Origin of the sequence: Actinokineospora auranticolor, assembly GCF_041897805.1 — a bacterium.
Taxonomy (GTDB): domain Bacteria; phylum Actinomycetota; class Actinomycetes; order Mycobacteriales; family Pseudonocardiaceae; genus Actinokineospora; species Actinokineospora auranticolor.
In genome coordinates, this window is sequence record NZ_CP154825.1 from 8426943 (window position 1) to 8442702 (window position 15760).

Sequence of the window (15760 nt, forward strand, 5' to 3'; positions counted from 1 at the left end):
CATGACCAGCAAGCAATCCCAGGCCGCGATCGCGGTGGTCGGACTGCGCAGGTCGTTCGGCGACAAGGTGGTCCTCGACGGCCTCGACCTGACCGTGCCGCGCGGCACCGTGTACTCGCTGCTCGGCGCGAACGGCGCGGGCAAGACCACGGTCGTGAAGATCCTGTCCACTTTGCTCGGTGCGGACGCGGGCACTGCCCGCGTCGCCGGGCACGACGTGGCCCGCGACCCCGACGCCGTGCGCGCCGCGATCGGGGTCACCGGCCAGTTCTCCGCCGTGGACAACCTGCTCACCGGCGAGGAGAACCTGCTGTTGATGGCGGACCTGCACCACCTCGCCAAGGGCGATCGGCGCGGGCGTACCGCCGAACTGCTGGCCAGGTTCGACCTGACCGAGGCCGCGCGCAAGCCCGCCTCGACCTACTCCGGGGGCATGCGGCGGCGGCTCGACCTGGCGATGACGCTGGTCGGCGACCCCCGGGTGATCTTCCTCGACGAGCCGACCACCGGGCTCGACCCGCGCAGCCGCCGGAACCTGTGGCAGATCATCCGCGACCTGGTGGCGGGCGGCGTCACGATCTTCCTGACCACGCAGTACCTCGAAGAGGCCGACGAGCTGGCCGACCGGATCGGTGTGCTGGACCAGGGCAGGTTGGTCGCCGAGGGGACACCGGAGGAACTCAAGCGCCGCATCCCCGGTGGTCACGTCCGCCTGCGGTTCGCCGACCAGCGCGGCCTCGACACCGCCCGGCGCGCGCTCGGCCGGGCGTCCCACGACAGCGACGCGCTGACCCTGCGGGTGCCCAGCGACGGCAGCCTGCGCGCGCTCAAGACCCTGATCGACCGGCTCGACGCGCAGGCCGTCGCGGTCGACGAGTTGTCCGTGCACACCCCCGACCTCGACGACGTCTTCCTGTCCCTCACCGGCACCGACGAGAAGGTGACTTCCCGATGACCACCCTCGCGCCCCCGCGCACGCAGCCGCTGCGCGACTCCGCGACGATGCTGCGCCGCAACCTCCGGCGCATGCTGCGGTACCCGTCGATGACGGTGATGCTCGTCGGGATGCCGATCGTGTTCCTGCTGCTGTTCGTCTACGTCTTCGGCGGCACGCTCGGCGCGGGCCTCGGCGGACCCGCGGGCGGTCGCGCCGAGTACGCCAACTACCTGGCGCCCGCGATCATCCTGATGACCGTGACGACCACCGTCCAGGGGACCGCGATCTCGGTCGCGATGGACCTGACCGAGGGGGTCATCGCCCGGTTCCGCACCATGCACATCGCCCGCGTCTCGGTGCTGACCGGGCACGTGCTGGGCAGCGTGCTCCAGGCGCTGTTCAGCGTGGCGGTCGTCGTCGGCGTCGCGCTGCTGGTCGGTTTCCGCCCCGCCGCCGGGCTCGGCGGCTGGCTGGCCGCGACCGGGTTCCTGGCGGTGCTGGCCTTCGCGCTGGTCTGGTTGACCGTCGCGCTCGGCCAGGTGAGCAAGAGCGTCGAGACGGCGAGCAACCTGCCCATGCCGCTGATGTTCCTGCCTTTCCTGAGCAGCGGCTTCGTGCCCACCGACTCGATGCCCGCCGGGCTGCGCTGGGTCGCCGACCACCAGCCGTTCACCCCGGTCATCGAGACCCTGCGCGGCCTGCTGATGGCCAAGCCGCTGGGCGACCACGGCTGGATCGCGCTCGGGTGGTGCGCGGTGATCGCCCTCGGTGGCTACCTGTGGTCGAAGAAGCTGTTCAACCGCGAGTCCGCGCGCTGACCCGCGCCGCGGGGTCGACCGGACCACCCCCAGGCGGCCCGGTCGACCCGTCGTTTCACCAGACCTTGCCCGCCTGCTCCCGGATCGCGTGGTTGACCCGGTTGAACAGGTTGGTCATCGCGATGTTCAGGATGATCGCGGACAGCTGCTCTTCGGTGAAGTGCTCGGCGGCCGCGGCCCAGACCTCATCGGTCACCCCGGGGGCGCCGTCCTGGATCCGGGTCGTGGCCTCGGCCAAGGCCAGCGCCGCCCGCTCCGGCTCGGTGAAGAACGGCGTCTCGCGCCAGGTGACGACGCTGTGCAGGCGCTCGTCGGTCTCGCCGCGCTTCTTCGCCTGCTGCACACCGGCGAACGCGCAGGGGGCGCAGCCGTTGATCTGGCTGGCGCGCAGGTGGACCAGCTCTTGGACGAGCGGGTCGGCGCCACCGGCCTGGATCGCCTTGTGCAGCAGCTTGACGGCGGTGGTGACGTCGGGGTTGAACGCGGCTTCGATACGGGGTCCCACGGATCTCGTTCCTCCATCGGTTACCTGTGCCCGGTCGGGCACGTCATCCCCCATGACGAAGCGGAATCGCGGAAGGTAACGACATGTCTGACACCGCCGGGGCGTTCGAGGCCCACCGGGACCGGCTGCGCGGGATCGCCCACCGGGTGCTCGGCTCGCACGCCGACGCCGAGGACGTGGTGCAGGAGGCGTGGCTGCGGCTCTCCCGCCAGGACGCGGCGGGCATCGACAACCTCGGGGCCTGGCTGACCACGGTCGTCGGCAGGCTCAGCCTCGACGTCCTGCGGGCCCGCCAGGCCCGACCGGAGTCGTCCTACGACCTCGTGGTGACCGCCGACGACGGACCGGCACCGGAGGACGACGCGGCACTGGCCGACACGGTGGGCCTGGCGCTGCTGGTGGTGCTGGATTCCCTGCGCCCCGGCGAGCGCATGGCGTTCGTCCTGCACGACCTGTTCGCCGTGCCCTTCGACGAGATCGGCCGGATCCTCGGCAAGTCCACCGACGCCACCAAGATGCTGGCCAGCCGCGCCCGCAAGAAGGTCCGCGCCCCCGCCGAACCCGCGGCGGCCCGAGCCCACCGAGCCGTGGTCGACGCCTTCCTCGCCGCCGCCCGCCACGGCGACTTCGACGGCCTCCTGCGCGTGCTGGACCCGGAGGTGAAGCTCACCGCCGACACCCCGGGCGGCGTGGTCGTCGTCCTGGGCGCGACCAAGGTCGCGGCCGGGGCCCAACTGGCGGCCACCGCCGCCATCCACGGCCGCGCGGTCCGAGTCAACGACCTCCCCGGAACCCTGAGCTGGCGCGAAGACGGCAGCTTGTTCTCCCTGATCGCCTTCACCGTCACGGGCGACCGGATCACGGAGATCTCGATCCTGTCCGACCCGACCGAACTCGCGGCGCTGGACCTACCTAGCCCTTCTGCCCCAGAACAGCCGCGGCAGCCATGACGTCGACGTAGTCGCGGACATGCCCGATCTGTCCATTGCGGACAGTCAGCACCACGATGTTGGGCAAGGTGAACTCCCCGGCCGGGGTCACCCCGAACGCCTCCTGCTCGACGACGATCGTCGCGGGGTCACTGGTGTGGTGGAGGGCGAGCGTGCGGTAGCCCTGGTACCTGGGCAGATCACCCCGCCACCCGGCCTCGACCCACCCGACGATCTCCTCCCGCCCCTCGAACCGCGACGGCACCCCGGGGTAGACGAACGGAAACTCGTGCACCGCGTCAACGGCATACACCCGCCGCAACCCCTCAACGGACTGCCCGACAACGGCTTGCCGCCAACTCTCCAGCACCTCGACCGCGCCACGATCTTCGCGCCCGAGCGGCAGTCGTCGAGGAGTCACCTTGCGGTAGGAGATCCGCCACCCGTCGGGCGTGCGGGTGGCGGTGTCGTCGTAGACGACGCTGCCCGCCGACCCGTCGGCCAGAACGCCCAACCCCTTGGCGCGGACCCGCGCGGTGCGGTCGTCAACCTCGGTGATCACGATGTTGGTCACGTGACGACCGACCGGATTCCCGTCCCCCAAAGCGATCGCGGCCTCGCGGATGGCGTCGACCCCGCGCAGGGTCCCGAACCCGAAGTCGGTCACGTCGTAGGTGACGTCGGGCGTGAACAACTCGCCCAGCCGGTCCAACTCGCCCGCGTCACACAGATGACCGTGGCGGTTGACGAGGTCGGTGATGTCGATCCGGTCTTGGTCACCCAGTCCCACGGGACAGCCCTCCAGAGCGCCAGCCAGCTAAGATGAGACACAGTCCGGTTATCCGGAACAGTAACGGACTATGTCCCCGGTTAGCCAGGGTGGTGTGGATGCGGACAGGCCAGGACCCGGGACGCCCACTGCGCGCGGATGCCCGCCGCAACTACGAACAGCTGGTGGCGCAGGCGAAGGCCGCGTTCGCCGAGTTCGGGGTGGACGCGTCCCTCGACGAGATCGCGCGGCGGGCCGGGGTGGCCAGCGGCACGCTCTACCGGCACTTCCCGACCCGCCTCGACCTGATCGAGGTGGTGCTCGGGGAGCAGATCGCGGACCTGGTCGACCTCGGTCGTGAACTGCTGGCGGCCGAGGACGAGTTCGACGCGTTGGCCACCTGGCTGCGCGCCACCCTCGACCACGGTCTGACCTACCGCGGACTGGCGGCGGCCGTGCTGAACTCGGAACTCGACCGCGAGCGGGTGTCGGCCTGGCACGCGGAACTGTTCGAGATGGGTGCCGGGTTGCTGGCTCGAGCGCGGCGATCGGGCGCCGTCACCGCGGCGGTCGAGGACGCGGACGTGCTGAAGGTGGTCGGCGCCATCGCCTGGGCCGCGCAGGACAGTCCGGAGAGGTCGGCCCAGGCCGCGCGGATGCTCACGCTGCTGTTGAGCGGACTACGTCACGGTGATCCCGAACGCCCTGCCCACTAGCGTCGAGACCATGACGCGTTCTGGGGACGGAAGTGCGGGCGACGCCGACTACGGCCAGGTCGGCGATGGGTACACGAGGTTCCGGCAGCCGGATCCACGGATCGCCGCCCACATCGAGCAAGCGCTGGGGGACGCGCGGACCGTCCTGAACGTCGGGGCCGGTGCGGGCTCTTACGAACCCGTCGACCGCAAGGTCACCCCCGTCGAGCCTTCAGCGTCGATGCGGGCGCAGCGGCCGTCGCACCTGGCCGAGGCGGTGGACGCGACCGCCGAGAACTTGCCGTTCGCGGACAACACCTTCGACGCCGCGATGACGACGTTCAGCGTGCACCAGTGGGGTGACCTCGACGCGGGCCTGCGCGAGCTGCGCCGGGTGACCCGTGGCCCCGTCGTGGTCCTGACCGGTGACCCCGACCTCCTGCACCGCTTCTGGCTCACCGACTACGCCCGCGACGTGATCGACGTCGAGGCCGGCCGCTACCCGTCGCGGGCGCGGTTGGCCGCGGGGCTCGGTGGTCGCGCCTCGACGGAGCTGGTGCCCATCCCGCTGGACTGCGTCGACGGGTTCAACGAGGCCTACTACGGCCGCCCCGAGTCCCTCCTCGACCCCGCGGCCCGACTCGCCTGCTCCGCGTGGAGCTTCCTGTCCGACGACGCGGTCGCCCGGTTCACCGACCACCTCGGCCGCGACCTGGCCGACGGCAGCTGGGACGAGCGCTTCGGGCACCTGCGCACCCAACCCGCCTACGAGGGTTCGCTCGTCCTGCTCACCGCGCGCCCCTAGTCGAACTGCCAGGAGCGCTTGGCCAGCCCGTACCAGTAGCCGTCGATCACGGCGCGCTGGTGGTGGAGGGTGTCGGTGCTGGCGCCGAGGGCGACGAACAGCGGGGCGAAGTGTTCGGTGCGCGGGTGCGCGAGCCGGGCCGCGGGGGCCTTGCGCTGGAAGTCGATCAGCGCGTCGAGGTCCTGGGCGGCGATGGCCCGGTCGCCCCAGTCGTCGAACTCCGATGACCAGGTCGGGGGGCGGTGGGCGGCGTCGCGGCCCATGTCCAGGCCGGACAGGTTGTGCGTGAAGAAGCCGCTGCCGATGATCAGCACGCCCTCGTCGCGCAGCGGGGCGAGCCTGCGGCCGAGTTCGACCAGGGCGGCCGGGTCCAGCGTCGGCATCGAGATCTGCAGCACCGGCACGTTCGCCTCGGGGAACATCTCGACCAGCGGCACGTAGGCGCCGTGGTCGAGCCCGCGCTCGGGGTCGTCGGCGACCGGGTGGTCCGCCGACCGCAGCAGCTTGCGGACCTTCGCGGCCAGTTCGGGCGCGCCCGGGGCCGGGTAGGTCACCCGGTAGTAGCGCTCCGGGAAGCCCCAGAAGTCGTAGGTCAGCGGCGCGGTCGTGGTGGCGCCCAGGGTCAGCGGCGCCTCCTCCCAGTGCGCGGACACGACCAGGATCGCCGTGGGTTCCCCCAGGTCGGTGGCCCAGTCGGCGAGCTGCTTGGTCCACAGCGCGTCGTCGGCGAGCGGCGGCGCGCCGTGGCTGAGGTAGAGCACGGGCTGGCGGGTCGGTGCGTGGGTCATCGGTCACCCCTGTTGTTGAATATTGAACAACATAGCACGACACCCCGCCGCCCCGCGGTATTCCCACTCATTCGAGATTGGCCACCATCCGTTCGAGGGTGCGCACCGCGACCAGGTAGTCCGCGTCGCCGATCCCGTCGGCGGCCTTGGCCCGCAACCCGGCCACCTCGGCGCCGATCGCCTCCCGCGCGGCGAACCCCGCACCGGTCAACTCGACGACCTCGCCGCGCCGCGCCCAGCCCCGGTCGACCAGGCCGTCCAGCAGTTCGGCCGCGCTCGACAGGAACGGCGCCATCTCCCGGTCGACCTCGTCGGCGGGGGCGGGCAGCACGTTGAGCACCTGCCACTGCCGCCGCGTCACCCCCGCACCACCCAACCGGCGCTCGAACTCCGCCTCCAGCCTGCGGTCCAGCTCTTTGGCCCAGTACCCGATCGGTCGCATGTCATCCTCCAAATACATGTCTTCTTACATGTATTTGTAGACTAGCATGCATGTCGGACCAGGACGATGTGGCGTTGGTCGAACGCGCGATGGTGGCGATCCGCCGCCTGCAGGCGCGACGGGCACTCGGCGCGCTGAGCGGGCGCGACCACACCCCGGCGGCGACGGCCGTGGTCGACGTCGTCGAGGACCAGGAACCCTGCACGGTCGGCGCGGTCGCCGCCGCGCTCGCCGTCGACCAGCCCCGGGCCAGCAGGCTGGTCGCCGCCGCGGTCGAGGCCGGGCTGGTCGAGCGCCGGGCCGACCAGTCCGACGGCAGGCGCACCCTGCTCGCGCTCACCCGCGCGGGCCGCGCGCACGCCGACGAGGTGCACCGCTTCCGGCAAGGCGTGTTCGCCGAGGCGATGGCCGACTGGCCGCCGGACAAGCGGGCCGCGTTCGCGGGCATGCTCACCGACTTCGTCGACGCCTACACCGCGCTCGTGCGCCGCTGAGCAGGACGCTTACCCCCGGGGTAATCGACGCGCCCCCGCCGCGCCGGCATCGTCGTCCCCGTCGCGGCCACGACAGACGATCAGCCAAGAACCGAAGGGGAGTCCCGACATGAGCGACCTGATCGATCTCGTCGACCGCTACATCGGCGTGTGGAACACCGCCGACACCGATGCCCGCCGGGCGGCCGTCGCCGACCTGTGGGCCGAGGGCGGCACGCTCACCGACCCGCTGGTCGACCTCACCGGCCACGACCAGATCACCGACGGCATCGGCGCCGCGCTGGCGCAGTTCCCCGGCCACGTGGTCCGGCTGCTCGGCGCCGCCGACGCCCACCACGGCACGGTCCGCTTCCGCTGGGAGCTGGTGCCGACGGGCGGCGGTCAGTCCGTTGTGGAGGGTTCGGACGTGGCCGTGGCCGAGCACGGCCGATTCACCGCCGTCTACGGCTTCCTCGACAAGGTCCCCGCCTGAGCACGCCGGAAGGGCCCGGGAGCGCAGCGCTCCCGGGCCCTTCCTCTGACGGTTCAGACCAGGTGGATCAGTCGAACAGGCCCGCGAGGCGCGCCTGGGTGTCGGTCAGCGACGACACACCGGGCAGGCTCGGCAGACCGGGCAGGCCGGCAGTCGGGAGACCGGCGGTCGGCAGGGCAGCGGCGCTGTCCAAACCGGACAGCGCGGGGGTCTGCACCGGCAGGTGGTTCAGCGACGGGGCCTCGAACAGGTTGCCGGAGAAGGCACCCGACACGTTGTTCAGGTTGTCCAGGCCGGGCACGGTGGCCGGGAAGTCCGCGCGGGCCTGGCGGCCCAGCGGCAGGCCCGAGGCCAGCGGCAGGCCGCCGGTCAGGCCGCCCGGGTTGAGCGCACCGGTCAGGTTGCCCGGGTTCACCGGCAGACCGCCGATCGGCAGGCCGCCCAGCGGGAGCCCGCCCAGCAGGTCGCCGCCGGGGAGCTCGGCACCGGGCAGGCCCGCGGTGCCGAGGCCGCCGCGCAGCGGGTTGGCGACGTTGAGCGCGTCCAGCGGGGTGCCGTGCGCGGAGCGCGCGGCGGGCAGGCCCTTGAAGATGCCCTTGAACGGCAGCGAGGACAGCGACGGCACCTCGGTGACGCCGAGGCCACCGGCGGCCGGGAGCTTCAGCGCCTCGTCCTCGTCGGCCAGGCGGTTCTCGCCGACGGTGACGTCGCTGCTGTGCGTCGAGTGGGTCAGCGCGTCGGCCAGCACCTCGACCGGGACGTCCCGGACCGGGGCGTTCACCGAGGTGGGCCCGGTGATGTCGATGCCGTTGAGCGAACCGCCGAGGCCGCTGGTGGTGGAGGTGCCACCGACCGAGCCGGAGGTGTTGTTGTCGCCGACGCCGACCGCGTCGCTGCCGACCGCGGACACCGCGTCGGCGTTGGGCTGCACGAGCCCGGCCACCGGGAGGTCGGCCAGGTTGCCGGAGAGGAAGCCCTGGTCACCGTTGGTGGTCAGGTCGCCGCCGGAGCTGCCCGAGGTGGTGTTGGTCGAGGTGGCGGTGCTGTCGCCCGCGACCCCCGCGATGGCGGTGCCGTGCGACTGGACGAACGGGAACAGCTGCGGGCTGACGATGTTGCCCGCCAGGTTGCCGTCGCGGCCGTCGGTGTCCACGGTGGACCCGGCGGTGCTGTCGACGGTGTTGTCCGCCTGCGAGGTGCCGTCGCCGAGCACGGCGGCGTTGTCGCCGAAGCCCTGGACAGCGCCCGCGAAGGGCAGCGAGACCACGTTGCCGGACGCGTTGCCGTCGACGCCGTCGGTGGTGGCGGTGCCGCCGGTGGCCACCGAGGTGACGTTCGAGGCGACCGCGTCGCCGCTGCCGCCGACGGTGGTGCCCGAGCCGAAGACCTGGGTCGGCAGCACACCCGGGGCCTGGACGATGTTGCCCGAGCCGGTGCCGCCGGTGCCGGAGGACTGCGACGGGCCGCCCGCGCTGATCTGGTTCTCGAGCGCGGTGTCGGAGGTCGTGTTGGCCACGCCGCCGAAGGTGTTGCCGAAGGCCTGGACCGGCGCGGCGATCGGCGCGTTGACCAGGTTCGCGCCGAGCACGGCGTCGTCGTCGGCGGTGTTGGCGTCGCCGCCCGCGCTGGAGAACTTGGTCTCCGTGGCGTAGATGTCGGCGTCGCCGAGGGCCGCGCCGCCGTTGTCGATCAGCTCGACCGGCACGGTGATCGGGGTGGTGGCGCCGTTGCCACCGCCGACCGAGTCGTCACCGGTGGAGCCCGCGTCGCCGCCCGCGCTCGTGGTGGAGATGTTCTCGCAGGCGATGTTGGTGTCGCCGACGAGCACGCCGCCGTTGGCGCAGGAGTCGACCGGGGCCGACACCGGCGAGTTGACCAGGGTGCCGCCGAGCACGCTCTCGTGGCCGCGGGTGCGGCTGTGCCCGCCCGCGGTGGTGTCGATGGTGTTGTTCTGGTCGGTGTTGGCGTCGCCGATGACGCCGCCCGCGTTGCCGATCACGCTCACCGGCACGGCGGCCGGGGTCGCGCCGATGGCGCCGCCGAGCACCGAGTCGGTGCCCCAGGTGCGGTTGCCGCCGCCTGCGGCGGTCGTCAGGTTGGACTGGCAGAGGGCGTCGGAGTTGCCCACCGCGACACCCGACACGCAGTCGGCGGTGACCGGGGTGGCCAGCGGCGCCTGCACGACGTTGCCGCCGATGGTCGAGTCCTCGCCGTTGCTGAAGACGTAGGTCGGGTTCTGGTTGAAGTCCGGCGCCTGGTCCCCGGCCTGGGCCGAGGTGGCGTTGGTGGACTGCGCGTTGGTGTTGCCGATGATGCCGATGGACTGGCCGGTGACCCGGGCGGGCGCCGCGATCGGCGCGGCCACGCCGTTGCCGCCGAGGGTGCTGTCGACGCCGTCGGTGGTGATGACCCCGCCGACGACGCTGTCGGAGGTGGTGTTGGAGTCGGTGTCGGCGTTGCCGCCGATGCCGATCGCGTTGCCGTTGACCTGCACCGGGGTGGTGGCCTGGCCCGCGACGACGTTGCCGGAGATGGCGCCGTCGTTGCCGGTGGTGGTGATGTCGCCGCCCGTGCTGGTCGACTGCGACGCGGTGTTGGTCGACTCGGCGTCGCCCAGCAGGCTGATCGCGTTGCCGGTCACCTGGGTGGGGGCGGTGTAGTCGAGGTCGACGACGTTGCCCGCGATCGCGCGGTCGTCGCCGGTGGTGGTGATGTCGCGGTCGGTCGAGACGCTCTGCGTGGAGTCGTTGGTGACCGACGAGTCGCCGCCGAGGGCGATGGCGTTGCCGGAGACGTCGACCGGCACGACCACGTTGCCGACGACCTTGTTCGCCCGCAGCGGGGCGTTCTCCCCGGTGAGCGCGCGCTCGGAGATGCCGTCGACGAGCGGCGTGACGACCTGCCCGCCGGGGACGGCCCTGAGGACCTCGCGGGGGCTGGTGGAGATGGTGCGGTTGATCTCCGGCAGGTGCTCGTCGCCGAGCACGGTGCCGATGGAGTTGTTCGTGACGTTGCCGACGACCTTGATGTTCGCGTCGAGCGCGGACTTCGGGGTGATGTCGGGGTTGACGTTGTCGTCGGCCGACGCGATGCCGGTGCCGAGCATCAACAGGCCACCGGTGACCAGCGCGGTCTGGAAACCGCGCTTCGCCCAGGTCTGCATGTGGTGTGTTCTCCTTCTTCGGGGTGGTTATCCCTGTCGGGATGTCGCGGGTCGCCCGCCACCGGGCGCGTTCGGGGCAGTGCTCACCCGCTTTTCGGGGTGCGGGAGGGGATCCCGCGGCGGAAGACGCGGCCTGGGCACGGCAGACGTGGGTGCGCGTGACCCGGCGGGAGCGGAGCGCTCCTCAGCCGCGAGGGGGATGGCTCAGTCGGGGGTGACGCCCGGCTGGGCGTCGACGGCGGCGAGCGCCAGGGCCGGTGCGGTGCGCAGTGCGCGGACCGGGCCGCTTTCCGTGCTCGCGGGAACCGTCGCCACCAGGGCGAGGCCCGTGGCGTCCGCGCTGCCACCACCGGGGCTGTGCCCGGTGGAGACGGGAGCGGGCATGCTCAGCGGCGCCAGCGGGCTGGGGCCGGTGGGCAGGGCGGGGGCCTCCGGTTCGGAGCGCTCCCGGGATCCGGGCAGGTCGGGGGTCGCGTAGCCGTGGGCGCTCGCGCCGAACATGACCGCGCTCGCGCCCACCACGCCGGACCGGTGCGGCGCGGCGGCGGGGACTCCCGCGGCGGGCTGCTCGGTCACGACCTGCTCGGGGCCGGGCACCGCGACGCCGGGCAGCTCGGTGGCGGAGCCATCGAATCGCTCGGCGGCGGGGGCCGTGTCGAGTGCCCGGGTGGTGATCGGGTTCGGCACCACGTGCCGAACCACCTCGACGACCGCCGCGACCCGGGGTGCGGCGGGGGTGCCGCCGGGCAGGTCGAACCGGCCGGGGTCGAGGACGGGCAGCTGGGCGAGGTCGTGGCCGAAGTCGTCCACGGCCTTCGCCGCCCGAACCGCCCGCTGACCGACCGCACTGGTGACGGTCCGGTCGACGGGCTCGCCGAGCACGACGCCGAGCCGGTCGGTCAGACCGGTGACCAGCTCCTCGGTGTCGGCCGCGGCGGGGGTGTCGAGCACCGGCACCGAGTCGGCCGTGGACCGCAGGCCGTCCTGCAGGTCCGTGGCCACGTCGGCACCGGCGGTCGCGGTCGTGACGGCCCACGCGGCGGCGGTGGAGGCGACCGTGCCACCCAGGACGAGCAGGGTGCGGGAAAGCACGCGGCGCCAGGCGCCGGTCTCCTTCGTCCGCTGCTGGTCCACGGTGTGCGGGGTCCCTTCTGCCGCTCGTGCGCCGGTCCGATCGGCACGGCAGGCCGCCGTGCACCGGAGACACTGGCACCCGCACGCACCGTTATGCACGCGTGACTCAGCATGCCCACCGGATCGTGTGACGAACACAGAGTGTTTCCACAGATCACGTTCCGTGAGTACGCCAGGTGATCGCGAAAAACCGACCGGAGCTGTCCACAGCCCCCGCGCTCAGCCCCGCTTGAGCACGCGGGTCGCGCCGGTGGCCGCGGTGGTCGCCAGGATCCAGCCGACGGCGATGAGCACGCCCGAGATCCACTGCGACGCGCCGACCATCCGCCACTTGTTGTCCTGGCCCAGGTCGATGATCGGCAGCAGCAGGTCGGTGGCCAGCAGCGGCGGGTTCCACACCGGGTCCATGTCGTTGTCCAGCTTGACCATCGGGTGGTCGCCGAACCAGAGCGTGCCCAGCAGCCAGAACAACCCGAGCCAGACCATGGCCAGCCACGGCCGGTACCCGTAGCCGACGGTCACGTCCTGCAGCCGACCCCACAGCCTGCCCGCCACGTGCAGTTCGGCGTAGCGGCGGCGCTGCCGCTCCAGGTGCACGCGCTGGGCCAGCTCCTCCTCGCCGCCGTCGGAGTAGACCGCGGCCAGCCGATCGTAGGGGCCGGGCGCGAAGTCCGGCTGCACCTTCCGCAGCCACGCCAGCCGCGTGCGCACCGACACCTCGGGCACGGCCGCGAGCGCGGTGAAGGTGAAGTCCTCGACGTCGACCCCGCCCCGCGCGGCCCAGAGCCCGGCCCCGTCGGTGACCGACACGGCCGACGCGCGGGTGAGGATCACCAGCCCCAGCGGCGGGCGGCGCTCCGGGAAGACGAGGACGAGCTCCTGCGCGGTGAGCCCGTAGGCCGAGAGCGCCTTGTCGGTGACGGGGTGGCCGGGACCGGTGCGCCCGCCGAGCCGCGCACCGGCGAAGGTGGCCATCTTGCCGACCTCGACCAACCGGACCCGGACACCGCCGATGGCGCGGAAGCCGTAACTGCAGAGGAGGTCCTTGCCGATGGTCGCCACGCGCGCGTCGAGGGACGGCTTGACCGAACCGTCCGGGCGCAACCGCGGCTTGATCAGCCGGGCGCCGGAGCAGTCGAGGCTGGACCCGATGTGCGCGTTCTGCAGCCGGATCGAGCCGCTGGCCCGCACCTTGCGCAGGAAGAGCGTGCCGCCGACGCGCAGGCGGTCGGCGAACAGGACGTCTATCCCGGGGCCGCGCAGCCAGGCCCGGGAGAGGCTGGCGCTGCCGTGCACGTGCGCGTCGACCAGGCGGACCTGGCCGTAGGCGCGGAAGGCGGTGCGGGCGTCGCCGTCGGAGTCGGTCTCGCCGAACCGCGTGCCCCGTGCCTCGACGTCACCGCGCACCTCGACGCCGTCGGCGACCAGCGCGACCGGGACGCGGGTGGTCGTCCGCCCCTCGGCAAACGCTTTCACCTGGTCGGCCAGCATCGCGCGGTGGCCCATCTCGGCGCCGGAGAGCAAGAGGTGGCCGCCGATGTGCGCGCCGCGCAACCCGACCGAGCCGTGCGCGGTGAACCCGGAGTCGAGTTTGAGGTCGCCGTCGACGCGCAACCGCTCAGCGTCGAGGACGTAGTGGTCCGCCGCGGTACCCCGGGGGAGGACGAGCACTTGGCCGTCGCCGTCGCGGGCGTCGTGCAACCGGGCGCCGGAGAAGACAGCGTCACCGCCGATGCGGGCGCCGGAAAGAACAGCCGTGCCCGCGACGTCGAACCGGCCGCCCGCCGAGTCGCAGAGCAGGTTGCCCGCGACCACGAGCCCGGTCGCCTCCAGCGCGACACCGGACGGGTGCGCGAGCTGGGCGCCGGTCAGGTGGACGCTGCCGCCGACTCCCGCGCCGCGCAGCCGCAGCTCGCCGAACACGCGCAGGGAGATGGCCTGGATGGAGCCGGAGATCCGGAGCCGGGCGCCGAGGAGCGCCGCCGCGCCGGGGTTGCGGAGCACGGCGCCTGCTAATCGCAGCGTGCCCTCGACGGTGGCGTCGGTGAGGTCGAGTACGCCGTCGCACGTGAAGCCCGCCTCCAATAAGAGGTCACTGCCGACGCGCAGGTTGCGGGCGTAGAGCGCGGGCACGCGGCAGCCGCGCAGGCTGAGGGCGACCAGTCGCGCCATCCGCAGCACGGGCGCGTGCTCGAACTCGCAGCGCTGGAGCGTGATGACCGAGTCCACCGCGCGGCCCTCGAGGTCGAGCCTGCCGGTGACCCGCGCGTTGTCGAGGCGGAGGGCGGGCATCGCGCCGACCCCCAGGGGATAGGCGCCGGTGAGCAAACCCGCCAGGACGGCCCCCCGGACGGACTTGCCCGCCAGGTCCAGCCGGGCCCCGCCGCCGAAGGCCGCCCGCACCGCGCGCTCGGTGTCGGTCAGGTCGTCGAGCGGCACGTAGGCGGTCATGCGGCCATGAGATCAGATCCCCGGGGGGTGGTGATGGCAACAGTGACCCAGGGGACGGGCCCCGATGACGGGGCGGACGGGTCAACACCCGGGATTTCATCGCCGGCATCCGGTTCGACCTATTACCGTGATCGGCGATGAGCAGAAACCGCGTCGCGGGGCTCAAGCACCGCGCCACGCTTCAGAGCAACGACGTCACGCCACTTGTGCCCAGGGGGCTGCGCGTCAGCGCGGCGCTGTCCTGGCGCTTCATCGTCATCATCGGCGCCCTCTACATCGTCATCTGGCTGCTGGGCTTCTTCGCCCACGTGGTGATCCCGATGGCGATCGCCTTACTGCTCTCCGCGCTGATGGCACCCGGTGTCGGGAAGCTGGTGGAGTGGCGCGTGCCGCGCTCGCTGGCCACCGCGATAGTGCTCATCGGCGGTCTGGCCGTGGTCGGCGGCGTGCTCACGTTCGTGATCACGGAGTTCACCAACGGCCTGCCGCAGCTGCAGAGCCAGGTCAACGACAGCCTCGACACCATCCAGAAGTGGCTGACCAACGGCCCGTTGCACCTGCGCCAGGACCAGATCCAGTCGTTCATCCAGAACGCCATCGGCACCATCAAGACCAACCAGTCGGCGATCACCTCGGGGGCGATCACCACCGCGGCCACCATCGGCGAGGTGCTGACCGGGCTGCTGCTGACACTGTTCATCCTCATCTTCTTCCTCTTCGACGGCGCCGGGATCTGGCGGTTCGTGGTCCGCGCGGTGCCCGCCCCGGTGCGCGACCGGGTCGACGTGGCGGGCCGCCGCGGCTTCTCGTCGCTGGTCAGCTACGTCCGGGCGACGGCGGCGGTGGCGGTGTTCGACGCGGTCGGCATCGGCATCGGGCTGTGGATCACCGGCGTGCCGCTGGTGGTGCCGCTGGCCGCGCTGGTGTTCCTCACCGCGTTCATCCCGATCATCGGCGCGCTCATCGCGGGCACGGTGGCGGTGCTGATCGCGCTGGTCGCGAAGAGCTTCGTGACCGCGCTGGTGGTGCTGGCGATCGTGGTCGCGATCATGCAGATCGAGAGCCACGTGCTCCAGCCGTGGCTGCTGGGCCGGGCGGTGAAGCTGCACCCGCTGGCCGTGGTGCTGGCCATCGGCGTCGGCCTGATAGCCGCGGGCATCGCGGGCGCGCTGCTGTCGGTGCCGCTGCTCGCGGTGCTCAACGCCGGTATCCGGTCGCTGCTGCATGAGGGCGATACCGAACCGGAGGAAGTCGACGTGCTAGACGACGCCGGGTCGCAGCCCAACGTGACCGAAGACGACGAGGACAGCGCGGAACCATCAAGACCATAAGACCCATCACGGCCCCGTGACCGCCCA

General features: G+C 72.2%; 15 protein-coding genes. 8 read left to right on the forward strand and 7 right to left on the reverse strand.

Going from position 1 to position 15760, the window contains the following annotated elements:
- The first annotated feature begins 1 nt into the window (after position 1).
- Positions 2–955 (forward strand): ATP-binding cassette domain-containing protein, encoded by a 954-nt coding sequence (locus V5P93_RS37175; RefSeq protein ID WP_104479314.1) that lies wholly within the window; start codon positions 2–4, stop codon positions 953–955.
- A complete protein-coding gene (locus V5P93_RS37180) occupies positions 952–1755 on the forward strand; it encodes an ABC transporter permease (RefSeq protein ID WP_104479315.1) in 804 nt (267 codons plus the stop codon). Before V5P93_RS37175 ends, V5P93_RS37180 begins: the two co-directional genes overlap by 4 nt.
- A 55-nt stretch (positions 1756–1810) precedes the next feature.
- Here V5P93_RS37180 and V5P93_RS37185 read toward each other — a convergent pair whose 3' ends face one another.
- Positions 1811–2260, reverse strand: coding sequence for a carboxymuconolactone decarboxylase family protein (locus tag V5P93_RS37185; protein WP_104479316.1), 450 nt, complete (start codon positions 2258–2260; stop codon positions 1811–1813).
- 83 nt (positions 2261–2343) lie between these two features.
- On the opposite strand from V5P93_RS37185, the gene V5P93_RS37190 reads away from it, so the two are divergent.
- A complete protein-coding gene (locus V5P93_RS37190; protein ID WP_104479317.1) occupies positions 2344–3210 on the forward strand; it encodes a sigma-70 family RNA polymerase sigma factor in 867 nt (288 codons plus the stop codon).
- Here the strand turns inward: V5P93_RS37190 and V5P93_RS37195 are convergent.
- Positions 3173–3979 carry a nuclear transport factor 2 family protein gene (locus tag V5P93_RS37195; RefSeq protein WP_219823977.1) on the reverse strand — a complete coding sequence of 269 codons (807 nt, stop codon included), beginning with the start codon at positions 3977–3979 and terminating at the stop codon, positions 3173–3175. The two genes, V5P93_RS37190 and V5P93_RS37195, sit on opposite strands and share 38 nt — an antisense overlap.
- 98 nt (positions 3980–4077) lie before the next feature.
- Here V5P93_RS37195 and V5P93_RS37200 point away from each other — a divergent pair, with 98 nt between their 5' ends.
- Entirely contained in the window at positions 4078–4674 is a 597-nt protein-coding gene (locus V5P93_RS37200) for a TetR/AcrR family transcriptional regulator (RefSeq protein WP_181043491.1), read from the forward strand.
- 10 nt (positions 4675–4684) lie between these two features.
- A complete protein-coding gene (locus V5P93_RS37205; RefSeq protein WP_104479455.1) occupies positions 4685–5458 on the forward strand; it encodes a class I SAM-dependent methyltransferase in 774 nt (257 codons plus the stop codon).
- On the opposite strand, the gene V5P93_RS37210 is transcribed toward V5P93_RS37205, so the two are convergent.
- Positions 5455–6246 carry a dioxygenase gene (locus V5P93_RS37210; protein WP_104479319.1) on the reverse strand — a complete coding sequence of 264 codons (792 nt, stop codon included), beginning with the start codon at positions 6244–6246 and terminating at the stop codon, positions 5455–5457. The genes V5P93_RS37205 and V5P93_RS37210 overlap by 4 nt on opposite strands.
- A gap of 67 nt (positions 6247–6313) precedes the next feature.
- Entirely contained in the window at positions 6314–6688 is a 375-nt protein-coding gene (locus V5P93_RS37215; protein WP_104479320.1) for a MarR family winged helix-turn-helix transcriptional regulator, read from the reverse strand.
- Positions 6689–6738: 50 nt separating this feature from the next.
- Between V5P93_RS37215 and V5P93_RS37220 the strand changes: the two genes are divergently transcribed.
- Positions 6739–7182 (forward strand): MarR family winged helix-turn-helix transcriptional regulator, encoded by a 444-nt coding sequence (locus tag V5P93_RS37220; RefSeq protein WP_104479321.1) that lies wholly within the window; start codon positions 6739–6741, stop codon positions 7180–7182.
- Between the two features lie 109 nt (positions 7183–7291).
- Positions 7292–7654, forward strand: a complete 363-nt coding sequence (locus tag V5P93_RS37225) for a nuclear transport factor 2 family protein (protein WP_104479322.1) — start codon at positions 7292–7294, stop codon at positions 7652–7654.
- Positions 7655–7721: 67 nt separating this feature from the next.
- On the opposite strand, the gene V5P93_RS37230 is transcribed toward V5P93_RS37225, so the two are convergent.
- From V5P93_RS37230 to V5P93_RS37240, 3 genes are all read right to left on the reverse strand, one after another.
- Entirely contained in the window at positions 7722–10817 is a 3096-nt protein-coding gene (locus V5P93_RS37230; protein WP_104479323.1) for a hypothetical protein, read from the reverse strand.
- 204 nt (positions 10818–11021) lie between these two features.
- Positions 11022–11951, reverse strand: a complete 930-nt coding sequence (locus tag V5P93_RS37235; RefSeq protein ID WP_104479324.1) for a hypothetical protein — start codon at positions 11949–11951, stop codon at positions 11022–11024.
- Positions 11952–12170: 219 nt separating this feature from the next.
- Complete coding sequence (locus V5P93_RS37240) at positions 12171–14402, reverse strand: hypothetical protein (protein WP_104479325.1); 2232 nt, start codon at positions 14400–14402, stop codon at positions 12171–12173.
- Between the two features lie 137 nt (positions 14403–14539).
- Here V5P93_RS37240 and V5P93_RS37245 point away from each other — a divergent pair, with 137 nt between their 5' ends.
- Complete coding sequence (locus V5P93_RS37245) at positions 14540–15733, forward strand: AI-2E family transporter (RefSeq protein WP_104479326.1); 1194 nt, start codon at positions 14540–14542, stop codon at positions 15731–15733.
- Positions 15734–15760: the final 27 nt, after the last annotated feature.